The 12,993-nt window shown below is 72.9% G+C and carries 11 protein-coding genes; 8 read left to right on the top strand and 3 right to left on the bottom strand.

The genetic code is table 11. From position 1 onward, the window contains the following. Nucleotides 1–4: 4 nt before the first annotated feature. Nucleotides 5–1,309, bottom strand: coding sequence for a M20/M25/M40 family metallo-hydrolase (locus tag E1281_RS29630; protein WP_131883013.1), 1,305 nt, complete (start codon nucleotides 1,307–1,309; stop codon nucleotides 5–7). 209 nt (nucleotides 1,310–1,518) lie between these two features. Here E1281_RS29630 and E1281_RS29625 point away from each other — a divergent pair, with 209 nt between their 5' ends. The 8 genes from E1281_RS29625 (at nucleotide 1,519) to E1281_RS29590 (ending at nucleotide 10,865) form a co-directional block, all read left to right on the top strand. Further along, nucleotides 1,519–3,138, top strand: a complete 1,620-nt coding sequence (locus E1281_RS29625; protein ID WP_131883012.1) for an ABC transporter substrate-binding protein — start codon at nucleotides 1,519–1,521, stop codon at nucleotides 3,136–3,138. Nucleotides 3,139–3,144: 6 nt separating this feature from the next. Then, complete coding sequence (locus tag E1281_RS29620; protein ID WP_131883011.1) at nucleotides 3,145–4,071, top strand: ABC transporter permease; 927 nt, start codon at nucleotides 3,145–3,147, stop codon at nucleotides 4,069–4,071. Between the two features lie 13 nt (nucleotides 4,072–4,084). After that, entirely contained in the window at nucleotides 4,085–5,014 is a 930-nt protein-coding gene (locus E1281_RS29615; RefSeq protein WP_131883010.1) for an ABC transporter permease, read from the top strand. 31 nt (nucleotides 5,015–5,045) lie between these two features. After that, entirely contained in the window at nucleotides 5,046–6,068 is a 1,023-nt protein-coding gene (locus E1281_RS29610) for an ABC transporter ATP-binding protein (RefSeq protein ID WP_243717538.1), read from the top strand. Further along, nucleotides 6,052–7,089 carry a dipeptide ABC transporter ATP-binding protein gene (locus tag E1281_RS29605; protein WP_131883008.1) on the top strand — a complete coding sequence of 346 codons (1,038 nt, stop codon included), beginning with the start codon at nucleotides 6,052–6,054 and terminating at the stop codon, nucleotides 7,087–7,089. The genes E1281_RS29610 and E1281_RS29605 overlap by 17 nt, the downstream gene beginning before the upstream one ends. 42 nt (nucleotides 7,090–7,131) lie before the next feature. Beyond that, nucleotides 7,132–7,992 (top strand): fused MFS/spermidine synthase, encoded by an 861-nt coding sequence (locus tag E1281_RS29600; protein WP_131883007.1) that lies wholly within the window; start codon nucleotides 7,132–7,134, stop codon nucleotides 7,990–7,992. A 28-nt stretch (nucleotides 7,993–8,020) separates the two neighbouring features. After that, nucleotides 8,021–8,794 carry an NAD(P)H-binding protein gene (locus E1281_RS29595; protein ID WP_131883006.1) on the top strand — a complete coding sequence of 258 codons (774 nt, stop codon included), beginning with the start codon at nucleotides 8,021–8,023 and terminating at the stop codon, nucleotides 8,792–8,794. A 103-nt stretch (nucleotides 8,795–8,897) separates the two neighbouring features. After that, complete coding sequence (locus tag E1281_RS29590; RefSeq protein WP_131883005.1) at nucleotides 8,898–10,865, top strand: ATP-binding SpoIIE family protein phosphatase; 1,968 nt, start codon at nucleotides 8,898–8,900, stop codon at nucleotides 10,863–10,865. Between the two features lie 39 nt (nucleotides 10,866–10,904). On the opposite strand, the gene E1281_RS29585 is transcribed toward E1281_RS29590, so the two are convergent. After that, the gene (locus E1281_RS29585) at nucleotides 10,905–12,062 is read right to left on the bottom strand and encodes a hypothetical protein (RefSeq protein ID WP_243717536.1); all 1,158 of its coding nucleotides are present in this window, start codon (nucleotides 12,060–12,062) and stop codon (nucleotides 10,905–10,907) included. Beyond that, nucleotides 12,053–12,898, bottom strand: a complete 846-nt coding sequence (locus E1281_RS29580; RefSeq protein WP_131883004.1) for a DUF4253 domain-containing protein — start codon at nucleotides 12,896–12,898, stop codon at nucleotides 12,053–12,055. The genes E1281_RS29585 and E1281_RS29580 overlap by 10 nt, the downstream gene beginning before the upstream one ends. Nucleotides 12,899–12,993 lie beyond the last annotated feature (95 nt).

Below are 12,993 nucleotides of genomic sequence, written 5' to 3'. Positions count from 1 at the left end.
CTTTTCAGCGGGTGTCGAGGAAGCGGTCCAGGACGCGGGTTCCGAAGGCCAGGCCGTCCAGGGGAACCCGCTCGTCCACGCCGTGGAACATGCCGAGGTAGTCCAGGTCCGGCCCGAGCAGCAGCGGCGCGAAGCCGAAACTGGTGATCCCGATCCGGTCGAACGACTTCGCGTCGGTGCCGCCCGCCATCACGTACGGGACGGGCCGGGCGGCCGGGTCCTCGGCGCGCAGCGCGTCCGCGAGCGCCGCGAACGTGGGGCCCGCGGGGTCGGCGGCCGGGGCCTCCTCGTGGTTGATGAACTCGCGGGCGACCTCCGGGCCGAGGAGCCGGTCGATGGTGGCGAAGAACTCCTCGCCGGTACCGGGCAGGTAGCGGCCGTCGACCTGCGCGGTGGCCGTGCCCGGTACGACGTTGACCTTGTAGCCGGCGTCGAGCCGGGTCGGGTTGGCCGAGTTGCGGATCGTCCCGGCGAACAGCCGGCCGACGCCCCCGAGGCGGGCGGCCTCCTCGTCGAGCCGGTCGTGGTCGATCGCGGTGCCGAGCGCCCCGGCGAGGCCGTCCAGCAGGGCGCGGACCCCCGGGGTCAGCCGGACCGGCCACTCGTGCGAGGCGAGCCGGGACACCGCGTGCGCGATCTCGGCGACGGCGTTGGCGGGCGCGGGCTTGGACCCGTGCCCGGGGACGCCGCGCGCCGTCAGCCTCATCCAGGCCGTGCCGCGCTCGCCGGTCGCGATCGGGTAGACGCGCGTGCCGCCCGCGTCCACGCTGAAGCCGCCGGACTCGCTGATCGCCTCGGTGCAGCCGTCGAAGAAGTCCCGGTGCTCGCGCGCGACGTACCGGGAACCGAGGTCGCCGGTGCACTCCTCGTCGGCGAGGAACGCCAGCACGAGGTCGCCGCGCGTGCGCCGCCCCTCGCGCAGCCGCCGCCGGACGGTGGCGAGCGTCATCGCCACGCTGCCCTTCATGTCGACCGCGCCGCGCCCCCACACGCACCCGTCCCGCACCTCGCCCGCGAACGGCGGGACGGTCCACTCGGACGGGTCGGCGGGCACCACGTCCAGATGCCCGTGGATCAGGAACGCGGGGTGCGCGGGGTCGGTGCCGGGGAGGCGGGCCAGGACGCTGGCGCGTCCGGGCGCGGACTCGACGATCTCCGGCTCGGCGCCCGCCTCGTCCAGCAGCCCGGCGACGTGCTCGGCGGCCGGACGCTCCAGGCGCGCCACGCCCTCGCCCTGGTTCGTCGTGTCGAAGCGGATGAGGTCGGCACATATCTCCGCCGCCTCGCCGCCGGCGGTGTCGTCGCGCATCCCCACTACCGAGAGCCCCTTCTGTAACAAACCTTTATTTTCCTCCCTTTCTGACCTCTGTCAACGTCGATCAAGATGTCTCGATCCGGTTTCGACTCGGTGAGCGCCGTATCCAAACCGTCACCGCGAGTACGACCCTGCGAGCAATCTAGGTGCCGCGGGTGGCCAAGCACCCGCGGCGCGAAGCGGCGACCGGGTCGAGGAGGACCATGACAAGCCTGAGGGGTGCCGGGAGGGGTGTCCGCGGGAAGGCCGCGGGGATCGCCGCGGTGGCGCTGGCCGCGTCGCTCGGCTTGTCGGCCTGCGGCGGCGACAGCGCGGGGGCGAGTGACGGCACGTTCACCGTGGGCCATCCCGAGCCCGACCACCTGATGCCCGCCAACACGACGAGCAGCTACTCCTTCGACGTCATCAGCGAGGTGTTCGACAACCTGATGACGCTCGACCAGAACGGCAAGGCCGTCCCGCTGGCCGCCGAGTCGGTCGACTCCGGCGACCAGGAGGTCTGGACGATCAAGGTGAGGCCGGGGCAGAAGTTCCACAACGGCGAGCCGGTGACCGCGCAGAGCTTCGCCGACGCCTGGAACCACGCCGCCTACGGGCCGAACGGCATGAGCGCCAACGACTACTTCTCCGACATCGAGGGGTACGAGGCGATGAACCCCGAGGACGAGAACGCCGAGCCGGAGGCCGACACGCTGTCCGGCGTCGAGGTCACCGGCCAGAACACGCTCAAGGTCACGCTGAACGCCCCGTTCAGCCAGTTCCCGCAGCTGCTCACCTACCCGGCCTACGCGCCGATGCCGAAGGCCGGGCTCAAGGATCCCAAGGCGTTCGACGACCACCCGATCGGCAACGGCCCGTACATGATGGACGGGGACTGGGAGCGCAACAAGCAGATCAAGCTCGTCGCGTTCCCCGGCTACACCGGGGCGCGCAAGCCGAAGAACAAGGGCATGACCTGGAAGAGCTACTCCAGCGCCGACACGGCCTACACCGACCTTCGGGCGGGCCGGATCGACGTCCTCCAGACCATCCCGTCCGGCAAGGTTCCGGAGGCCGAGAAGGTGCTGGGCGACCGGTTCATCACGGGCGAGATGGGCACGATCGACTACCTGGGCTTCCCGCTGTTCGACAAGCGGTTCGCCGACCCCGACCTGCGCCGGGCCATCTCGATGGTGATCGACCGGGAGGGCATCAACAAGGCGGTCTACAACGGCGACTACTTCCCCGCGGACTCGCTGCTCCCGTCCATCATCGAGGGCCACCGCGACAACGCCTGCGGCGAGCTGTGCACCTATGACCCGGGCAAGGCCAAGCAGTTGTTCGACAAGGCCGGCGGGTTCGAGGGGACGATGGAGCTGTACTTCTCCAACGCTCAGCCCACCTACGCCCAGTGGATGCGGATCGTCGCGAACTCGCTGCGCGACAACCTGGGCATCCAGGACATCGAGTTCCGGCAGGTCCCCGCGTCCGACTACTTCTCCATGCTGCGGGCGCGCGAGGAGAAGGGCCCCTACCGGCAGAACTGGGAGGCCGACTACCCGAGCGCGCAGAACTACCTGGAGAACATGTGGCACTCCAGCGACAACCGGATGGGCTGGAAGAACGAGGAGTTCGACGACCTCATCGCCAAGGCGAACCGGACGGCCGACCAGCAGGAGGCCGTCAAGCTCTACAACCAGGCCGAGGACATCGCCATCCGGGAGATGCCGATGATCCCGCTGTGGACGTGGGCCCGCCAGGGCGGACGCTCCGACGACGTCGAGAACGTCACCATCACGCCGTACTCCACCGGCCTGCTCGGCCACGAAGTGACGGTGAAGTAGCCCGCGATGTGGCGATTCGTCGTTCGGCGGCTCCTCCAGGCTGTCCCGGTCTTCTTCGGCACCACGCTGCTCATCTACGCGATGGTGTTCGCGCTGCCGGGCGATCCGATCCAGGCGCTCGCCGGTGACAAGCCGGTCCCGGACAACGTCCTGCAGGAGCTCCGGGACCGGTACAACCTGAACGACCCGCTGCTCGTGCAGTACGCGAAGTACATGCTGGGGCTCGTCCAGGGCGACCTGGGCGAGAACTACACCGGCCAGAGCGTCTCGGAGATGCTGTCCGGACGCTGGGCGGTGACCGCGCAGCTCGCGCTCACCGCCTGGATCTTCGAGCTGGTCATCGGCATCGCGCTCGGCGTGTGGGCGGGCCTGCGCCGCGGCAGGCTCGCCGACACCCTGGTCCTCGGCGGGACGACGCTGGTGATCGCGGTGCCGGTGTTCGTGCTCGGCTACATCGCGCAGATCGTGTTCGGCCTGCACTGGCAGATCTTCCCGACGGCCGGGACGGACGACGGGTGGCCGCTGAGCTACCTGCTGCCCGGCATCGTCCTCGGATCGCTCGGCCTGTCGTACGTGGCGCGGCTGACCCGGACGAGCCTGTCGGAGAACCTGCGCGCCGACTACGTCCGCACGGCCAGGGCGAAGGGGCTGTCGAAGGCGCGGGTCATCGGGCGGCACACGCTGCGCAACTCGCTGATCCCGGTCGTGACCTACCTCGGCGTCGACTTCGGCAACCTGATGGGCGGCGCGATCGTGACCGAGGGGATCTTCAACCTTCCCGGCGTCGGCCAGCAGGTGTTCCAGTCGATCCAGCTCAAGGAGGGGCCCGTCGTGGTCGGCGCCGTCACGGTCCTGGTGCTGATCTTCCTCCTGGTGAACCTGATCGTGGACCTGCTGTACGGGGTCCTCGACCCGCGGATCAGGTACGAGTAGGGGGCCGGCGACGATGACGACGAGGGAACCGGACACCCGGGCCGCCGGGGCCGTCGCGGCCGCGGGCGGCGAGATCGGCGCGGCGGCCGAGGCCGGCGAGGCGTCGCTGTGGGGCGACGCCTGGCGCGACCTGCGGCGCCGCTGGATCTTCTGGGGATCGGTGTCGGTCCTCGCCGTGGTGTCGGTCATGGCGGCCTTCCCGGGCCTGTTCACCCGGACGGCGGCCAACGAGGGCTGCGACCCGAACCTGTCCAGGCTCGGCCCGTCCGGCGAGCACTGGTTCGGCACCGACATGGCGGGCTGCGACTACTACGCGCACGTCGTGCACGGCGCCCGGCCCACCCTGCTGATCGGCGTCGCGGTCACGCTGTGCGCGCTGCTGATCGCGATGGTGTTCGGCATGCTCGGGGGCTACTACGGCGGGTTCGTGGACGCCCTGATCGCCCGGGTCACCGACGTGTTCTTCGGGCTGCCGTTCGTGCTGGGCGGCACGGTGATCCTCGTCGCCTTCCCCGGGCACGGCATCGCCGCGATGACGCTGGTGCTGATCCTGCTCGGCTGGACGACGATGATCCGGATCATGCGGGGGCAGGTCATCTCCGTCCGCGACGCCGACTACGTGCAGGCGGCGCGGCTGCTCGGCGCGTCCGACCGGCGGATCATGACCAGGCACGTCCTGCCGAACGCGATCGCCCCGGTGATCGTGGTCGCCACCCTCAACGTCGGCAACGTGATCGTGGGGGAGGCGACGCTGGACTTTCTCGGCGTCGGCCTCCAGTACCCGCAGGTCTCCTGGGGGCTCCAGCTCGGCCAGGCCAAGGACGTCTTCATGACCAGCCCGCACCTGCTGATCTTCCCCGCGGCGTTCCTGTCGGCCACGGTGCTGAGCTTCCTGCTGCTCGGCGACGCCGTCCGCGACGCCCTCGACCCGAAGCTGCGGTGAGATGACGAGCGAACGTGACGGACGAGCGAACGTGAAAGACGACCCGGTCCCGGCGCCGCGCCCGGCCGAGCCGCTGCTGGCCGTCGGCGACCTGCACGTCCGCTTCCGGGTGCGGGGCCAGGACGTGCACGCGGTGAACGGGCTGTCCTACACCCTCGCGGAGGGGGAGACGGTCGCGATCCTCGGCGAGTCGGGGTCGGGCAAGAGCGTTGCGGCGCAGGCGGTCATGGGCATCCTCGACGTCCCGCCCGCCCGCGTCGAGCGCGGCTCGGTGCGGCTGCGCGGCGAGGAGCTGTTGGGCCTGCCCGAGCGGCGCCGCCGCGAGTACCGCGGCGAGCGCATCGCGATGATCTTCCAGGACGCGCTGACCGCGCTGAACCCGGTGTTCACGGTCGGCGACCAGCTCCGCGAGATGTACCGGGTGCACCGCGGTCTCGGCCGCCGGGAGTCCAGGGACCGGGCCGTCGAGCTGATGGACCGGGTGCGCATCCCGTCGGCGGCGCGCCGGCTCGGCGACTACCCGCACCAGTTCTCCGGCGGCATGCGCCAGCGCATCATGATCGCGATGGCCCTGGCGCTGGAGCCGGACGTGCTGATCGCCGACGAGCCGACCACCGCCCTCGACGTGACCGTGCAGGCGCAGATCATGCGGCTGCTGGCCGGGTTCCAGGACGAGCTCGGCATGGGCATGGTCCTGATCACGCACGATCTCGGCGTCGTCGCGGGCGTCGCCGACCGGATCGTCGTCATGTACGCCGGGTCGGTCGCCGAGCAGGCGCCCGCCCGGGAGCTGTACGCGCGGCCCGCCCATCCCTACACGCGCGGGCTGCTCGCGTCGGTGCCGCGGCTCGACCGGCGCGGCGAGCCGCTCGTCCCGATCAGGGGCACGCCGCCGAACCCGGCCGCGCTGCCGCCCGGCTGCCCGTTCCGGCCGCGCTGCCCCCGCGCGGAGGCGGTCTGCGCGGCCGAGGCGCCGCCGCCCGTCACCGTCGCGCCGGGCCACACCGCCGCGTGCCATTTCGCCGAGGAGGTCCACCATGCCGGACCCGAATGAGGCCGCGCCCCCGCAGGACGGCCCGATCCTCCAGGTGGAGGGGCTCGTCAAGCACTACCCGGTGACCCGGGGGATCGTGCTCAAACGCACGGTAGGTCTGGTCAAGGCCGTGGACGGCGTCGGCCTGGAACTGCGCCGCGGCGAGACCCTCGGCGTCGTCGGCGAGTCCGGATGCGGGAAGTCGACGCTCGCCCGGCTGCTGCTCGCCGCCGAACGTCCCACGGCCGGGACGGTCCGCTTCGACGGGCGCGACATCTTCGCGCTGCCGAAGCCCGAGCTGCGGGCGCTGCGCCGCCGCATCCAGATGGTGCTCCAGGACCCCTACTCGTCCCTCAACCCCCGCATGACGGTCGGCGACATCGTCGGGGAGCCGTTCGCGATCCACCCGGAGGCGGCGCCGAAGGGGGAGCGGCGGGCGCGCGTGCGGGAGCTGCTGGAACTCGTCGGCCTCGATCCGGGCCACGTCAGCCGGTACCCGCACCAGTTCTCCGGCGGGCAGCGCCAGCGCGTGGGGATCGCCCGCGCGCTCGCGCTGCGCCCCGACGTGCTCGTGTGCGACGAGCCGGTGTCGGCGCTGGACGTCTCCGTCCAGGCGCAGGTCATGAACCTGCTCGCCGAGCTGCGCCGGGAGCTGGGCCTGGCGCAGGTGTTCATCGCGCACGACCTGGCCGCCGTCCGCCACGTCTCCGACCGCGTCGCCGTCATGTACCTGGGCAAGGTCGTCGAGACCGGCGACGAGACCCAGATCTACGAGCACCCGACGCATCCCTACACTCAGGCGCTGCTGTCGGCCGTTCCCGTGCCGGACCCGGACGCCTCCGGCTGGGCGGGCCAGATCCGGCTCGAGGGGGAGCCGCCGTCGCCGCTGGACCCGCCGTCCGGCTGCCGCTTCCGGACCCGCTGCTGGAAGGCGCGGGACGTGTGCGCCGAGCGCGAACCCGCCCTTGAGGTGCGGGACGGGTCCGACCACCCCAGCGCGTGCCATTTCGCGGCGGAGGAGGCCTTCACCGAGCAGACCTGACGTTCCGCGGGCCCCTCGCAAGGGGTTCCGTAGGGTGGGGGCATGGCGCGCAAGGGCAGGCACGGTCCCCGGCCGAACGTCTACAGGATCGACGGCGGGGAGGCCGAGCTGCTGCGGGACGCCGACCGCGACGGCGGCTGGATGCTGCTCGTCGGGGGCGTCCCCCAGTCGTACGTGCACCTGTCCGACCCCACCTACCTCGACTTCGAGTACATGCGGCTGATGGGCGACGTGGTCGACTCCCTCGGGGCGGACGGGCAGGCGTTCGACGCCGTCCACATCGGCGGGGCCGGCTGCACCCTGCCCCGCTACATCGCCGCGACGCGGCCCGGGTCCCGGCAGGTCGTGCTGGAACCGGACGCCGAGCTGGTGCGGCTCGTCCGCGAGCAGCTCCCCGTCAAGGGGATCGCGGGCCTGCGCATCCGGATCACCGACGGCCGGGCGGGCGTCGCCGCGCTCGCCGACGAGGCCGACGACCTCGTCGTCATGGACGCGTTCTCCGAGGCGTCCATGCCGGCCGAGCTCGCGACCCGCGAGTTCGTGCTGGACGCCGCGCGGGTGCTGCGGCCCCGGGGGGTCTACATGGTCAACGTCGCCGACGGGTTCCGGCTGCCGTTCGCCCGCCGGGTCGCCGCGACCGTGCGCTCGGTGTTCCGGCACACGCTGCTGATGGGCGACCCGGGCGTGCTGCGCGGCCGCCGGTTCGGCAACCTCATCGTGGCCGGGTCGCGCGAGCCGCTGCCGGTGGCGGAGCTGACCCGCCGCGCGGCGGGCGGCGCCGTCCGGGCCCGGCTGCTGGAGGGCGGCGACCTCGCCGCGTTCTGCGCGGGGGCCGCGCCGCTGCGCGACGGCGAGGAGATCGTCGCGCCCGTCCCGCCGCCGCAGGTCTTCGGGAAGTCCTGAGAAGGAGCACGATGAATCGGAGAACGCCATGATCCTCGTGACCGGAGCGAGCGGCACGCTGGGCCGCCCCCTCACCCGCCTGCTGGCCGAGGCCGGGGCGGACGTGCACGGGCTGAGCCGGCGCGCCAGGGAGCCGGAGGACGGCGTCACCTGGCACAAGGGCGACCTGTCCACCGGCGAGGGCGTCGACGCGGCCCTCGAAGGTGCCGAGACGGTCGTGCACTGCGCCAGCGACCCGTTCCACACCAGGCGGGACCTGCCGGCCGCCAAGAGGCTGATCGAGGCCGCGCGCCGCCGGGGCGCGCCGCACCTGATCTACATCTCGATCGTGGGCGTGGACAAGATCCCTTACAGCTACTACCGGACGAAGTACGCGGTGGAGCGGCTCGTCGAGCGCTCCGGGCTGCCGTACACGATCCTGCGGACCACGCAGTTCCACACGCTCCCGGACATGGTGTTCAACGTCCTCACCAAGGTCCCCGGGGTCGTCGCGCTGCCGAAGGGCCTGCGCGACCAGCCGATCGACGTCGGCGAGGTGGCCGAGCGGCTCGCGCGGCTGGCGCTCGCCGGCGACCCCGCGCGGCGGGTAGACGACATGGGGGGCCCGGAGGTGCTGACGGCCGAGGAGATGGTGCGGACGTACCTGGAGGCCCGGGGGCTGCGGCGGCCCGTCCGGGTGCCGCTGCCGCTGCCCGGCAGGGCGGGCCGCGGATTCCGGGACGGGCACCACCTGACGCCCGGCAACGCCGTCGGGAAGCGCACCTGGCGGCAGTTCCTGGACGAGCGCCATGCGCGAACGTGAACTCGATTCCCGGCCGGATTCCCCTGCCGTATAGGCCGCACGCGGCGCGCCTATGTCCCATAATCGAGCGATGGAGTCGTCCACCCGAATTCTGATTCTCGGCATGGATTCGTCGGGGAGAATACTCCAGTTCGACCGCACCGCCGCCGCCGTTCTCGCCCCGGACGGCGACGACCTGCAGGGGGCCGACCTCGACGAGGTCATCCCCGGCGCCCGGGAGCCGCTGCTGGAGGCGGTCAAGGCCGGGCGGGAGCGCACCGCGATGCTCGCCGTGGACAACCCGGAGGGCGGGATGCTCGACGCGGTCGTCACCGTCCACCCCATGAGCGGCGGGACGCCCGACGTCGTGGCGCTCGCCGTCGTGCGGGTGCCGGTGCCGCTCGCCGACCGGTTCGTCGACCCCGCGGTGATCCGCCGGGCGCTGCTGGACGACGCGCTCCCGCGGATCGGCTCCACCCTCGACCTCGAGATGCTGGCGCGCGGCCTGATGGACGTGCTCGTCCCGCATTTCTGCAATTCCGGCGCCCTGCTCCTGCTGGAGAGCCACATCGACGCCGACGAGCCGCCCGACGGCCCGGACGGCCCGCAGATGCGCCGCATGGCGATCGGTTTCGACGACGACGATCCGGCCTGGGACGCGACGTTCCCTACCGGAGAGTCCCTCGTCTACCCGGAGGGGACGCCGCACGCGCTGTGCATGGAGTCGGGCGAGCCGATCCTGCGGGCCCTCGGCGGCGAGGGCGCCGCGAAGCTCGCCGCCGCCTGGCGCCGGCCGCCGGTCGCGGACCTGCTCAAGGGCGCCTCGATGCTGCTGCTGCCGATCACGTCCGCGGCCGGCCTGCTCGGGTTCTTCGCCTGCACCCGCAACGTCGCGCACCGCCCGTTCGACGCCTACGACGTCGAGATCGGCATGGAGTTCGCGACGCGGGCCTCCATCTTCGTCGAGAGCGCCCGCCAGTACTCGCGGGAGCGGGCCACCGCGCTCACCCTCCAGCGGAGCCTCCTGCCGACCGGGCTGTCGGCGCCGTCTCCCGTCGAGGTGCACCACCGCTACCTGCCGGGCAGCCGCCTCATCGAGGTCGGCGGCGACTGGTACGAGTCGATCGCGCTGCCCGGCGCCCGGGTCGCGCTGGTGGTCGGGGACGTGGCGGGGCACGGCGTGAAGGCCGCCGTCACGATGGGGCGCCTCCGCACCGCCATCCACACGCTCGCCGGCCTCGAACTGCCGCCCGCCGAGGCCCTGGAGCGGCTCGACTCGCTGATGCGCACGCTCGGCGAGCGGGAGCCGCACTTCGCCACCTGCGCCTACGTGGTCTACGACGCGGTCAGCGGCCGGTGCGAGGTCGCCAGCGCGGGGCACCTGCCGCCGCTGCTCGCCCCGCCCGGCGCCGACTCGGAGTACCTGCCGGTGCCGCCCGCCCCGCCGCTCGGCGTCGGCGGCGACGGCCCGATCGTCAGCCGCGAGTTCACCGTCGAGGACGGGACGCTGCTGTTCCTCTACACCGACGGGCTGGTGGAGAACCGGGCCCGCGACATCGACGACGGGCTGGCGCGGCTGCAGGCGACCTTCGGTCCCGGCGCCGCCGCCCGCCCCCTGGAGGACCTGTGCCAGGCGGCGCTCGACGGCGTCTACGACGACCAGCACCGCGACGACATCGCGATGCTCGTGGCCCGGCTGGCGCGCATCCCGGCCGACCACCACGCCACCTGGGACCTGCCCGCCGATCCCGCCGCCGTCCGCCGGGCCCGCGGCCTCATCCGCGACCGGCTCGCCCGCTGGGGCCTGGAGGACATGGCCCACTCGACGATGCTGCTGGCCTCCGAGCTGGTCACCAACGCGATCCGGCACGCGGGCGGGCGGATCACGCTGCGGCTGGTGCGGGAGGGCGGCCTGGTCTGCGAGGTCTTCGACTCCTCCGACGGCCGTCCCCGGATCCACCACGACGACGAGGAGGACGACATGCTGGAGACGGGCCGGGGGCTGCACGTGGTGGGGCGGCTGGCCCAGCGGTGGGGCGTCCGCCGCACCCTCGGAGGCAAGGTCGTCTGGTGCGAGCAGGAACTGCACTGACCCCCTGACCCCTGGAGCGCGCGGGGAGGGGGCGCGGGATCAGCGCAGTACCGAGACGTGTATGTGGTCGTAGTGGTTCTGCGTGATGCTTCCGCGGTCCTCCATCGGGCGCCAGCCGCCGCCCCGCACGTTCCAGATGTGCTGCTTCCAGATGACGTAGGAGACCCCGAGCCGCCGTGCGTGCTCGACGAGGTACGCCGCGACCTGGTCGCCGTGCCGCAGCGCGCTCTCGCTCGGCATGCGTCCGCCGGTGCTCTCCATGAAGTCGCAGGCGCGGCCGTCGCCGTGGTCCTGCGCATCGGCCGTGGAGCGGTAGCAGCCGATCGTCGGGAACGGGCCGAACAGCCTGGCGATCTCCAGCACCAGGGCCCGCATCGTGGGCGTCATCCTGTTGCCGGTGATCGGGCTCGAGGCGCCCGCGACCCCGTCGGGGCGGCCGGTCACCCGTGGGCCTTCGCGCCGTGCGGCCGGCTCTCGCGAGGTCTGCTCCGCCGTCAGCGCCGCCACCTTCGTGCCGCGGGGCAGGATCTTCTCCAGCCGCGCCGACAGCTTCTTCACGTCGGCCTTCGGGGCGCTGACGACCAGGCCGTTCCCGTCCGGCATGCCGAGCGCCCTGGCCTGCTCGCGGGACACGACGGCGTCGATGTCGCCGATGCCCATCGAGGCGTAGGCGCCGACGCGTACGCGGCCGCGTCCCTCCGTGCTGCCCGCCGGGACGACCGCGCCGAGCGGCAGCGTCCCCTCGCGGCTCTGCTCGAACGACACCGCCAGGCCGCCGGACGCGACCGTCCGCCACAGCTGGTCGGACTCGGCCGTCGCCTTGGGCGCGAAGGCCCGGAACTTCGACGGGTCCACGCCGAGCAGGCCCATCCGGCGGCCGCCGACGTTGGCCCGCGCGGCGTCCACGACCGTCACCCCGGCGACGCCCTTCAGCTTCCGTGCGCGCTCGACGGCCCGGGGCGGGAGCGGGGACCTCCCGGCGACCAGCAGGTGCGGGGTGTGGCGGCGGGTCAGCGGCGCCACCTCCGGAGTCCGGGGCGCGGAACCGCGGTCCACCGACACCAGGTCCTCCGCCTGGGGGGTGGTCTCCTCGTCCAGGTGCCCCGATACGAGGACGGTCACGTCGGCCGCCAAGGTGAGCCCGATCGCCACCGCGACGACCGCGGGAAGCGCCCTCCGGCGCGAGGTCAGTCCCACCAGAACGTCCAGTGGGTCTTGCCGCGGATCTCGTCGGCGTAGCCGGCGAGGTTCCCGGGGCCCTGGAACAGGATGTCGGGGCAGAACGTCCAGTGCTCCGCCGCGACGTGGACGGCGTGCCGGGTCGTGACGGGCGGCGCCGCGACGCTGAGCTCCAGGGTGTTGAAGCCGAGCCCGACGACGCGGGCGCCGAAGCGGTCCTCCCAGCTCCGCAGGACGGCCGCGAGCGGCGCCGTCCACTCGTTGTGGTTGAGCGCGCCCTGCCAGCCGGCGGCGGCCAGGGCGTCGGCGCCGCGCTCCACCGCGGCGAGGCCCAGCGGCACGCCGCGGCGGGCGAGCACGCGGGCGTACCGGTCGGCCATGGCGTCCGGGTCGTCGACCGGCACGCCGGGCGGGGCGGGCCCCGGGCAGTGGCGCCCGAAGGGGGCGAGTTCGTCGAGGTCCTCGTCGGCCGCCCGCTCCGACCAGTCGGCCCACACCTCGGACATGAACGCGTGGGGAAGGTAGTTGCCGATCTCGGACACCGGCTCGGGCGCGATCTGGCCGGACGCCCAGGGCTGGTCGGTCTCGTCCATCAGCAGCGGCCAGAGCCCCGACCGGGGGTGCTCGGCCCGCAGTTCGCACCACACCTCCCCGGGCACGGGCTCGTCGCTCAGCCAGAACGCGGGGCGCAGGAGCTGCCGCCGCTGCGGGTAGCCGGGATCGGGCCAGATCAGGTCGCCCTCGGGCAGCGGCACCGAGAGCGTCCGCTCGGCCGCGCCGCCGAACCCGCCGTCGCCGTCGTCGAACAGCCGCGGCAGGTCGCCCGGCAGGTGCCGGACCTCCACATCATCCATTTCACGCCGTTCCGGTACAGAGCATGCCAGTGGCGATCGTAACGGCGGTCGGCCCGCCCCGGGGGACGAGCCGTACGGTTCGGTCGTCCCGGGGC

This window comes from Actinomadura sp. KC345 (genome assembly GCF_004348515.1).
Classification (GTDB): Bacteria; Actinomycetota; Actinomycetes; order Streptosporangiales; family Streptosporangiaceae; genus Spirillospora.
The sequence above is the reverse complement of the archived record's forward strand: the minus strand, read 5'-3'. Positions and strand labels throughout refer to the sequence as shown.

What these genes read in the sequence shown, in the direction of transcription:
- E1281_RS29615 (WP_131883010.1), top strand. Translation starts at nt 4,085, where the DNA reads ATGACGACGAGGGAACCGGACACCCGGGCCGCCGGGGCCGTCGCGGCC.
- E1281_RS29605 (WP_131883008.1), top strand. Translation starts at nt 6,052, where the DNA reads ATGCCGGACCCGAATGAGGCCGCGCCCCCGCAGGACGGCCCGATCCTC.
- E1281_RS29600 (WP_131883007.1), top strand. Translation starts at nt 7,132, where the DNA reads ATGGCGCGCAAGGGCAGGCACGGTCCCCGGCCGAACGTCTACAGGATC.
- E1281_RS29630 (WP_131883013.1), bottom strand. Translation starts at nt 1,309, where the DNA reads ATGCGCGACGACACCGCCGGCGGCGAGGCGGCGGAGATATGTGCCGAC.
- E1281_RS29620 (WP_131883011.1), top strand. Translation starts at nt 3,145, where the DNA reads ATGTGGCGATTCGTCGTTCGGCGGCTCCTCCAGGCTGTCCCGGTCTTC.
- E1281_RS29625 (WP_131883012.1), top strand. Translation starts at nt 1,519, where the DNA reads ATGACAAGCCTGAGGGGTGCCGGGAGGGGTGTCCGCGGGAAGGCCGCG.
- E1281_RS29590 (WP_131883005.1), top strand. Translation starts at nt 8,898, where the DNA reads ATGGATTCGTCGGGGAGAATACTCCAGTTCGACCGCACCGCCGCCGCC.
- E1281_RS29595 (WP_131883006.1), top strand. Translation starts at nt 8,021, where the DNA reads ATGATCCTCGTGACCGGAGCGAGCGGCACGCTGGGCCGCCCCCTCACC.
- E1281_RS29580 (WP_131883004.1), bottom strand. Translation starts at nt 12,898, where the DNA reads ATGGATGATGTGGAGGTCCGGCACCTGCCGGGCGACCTGCCGCGGCTG.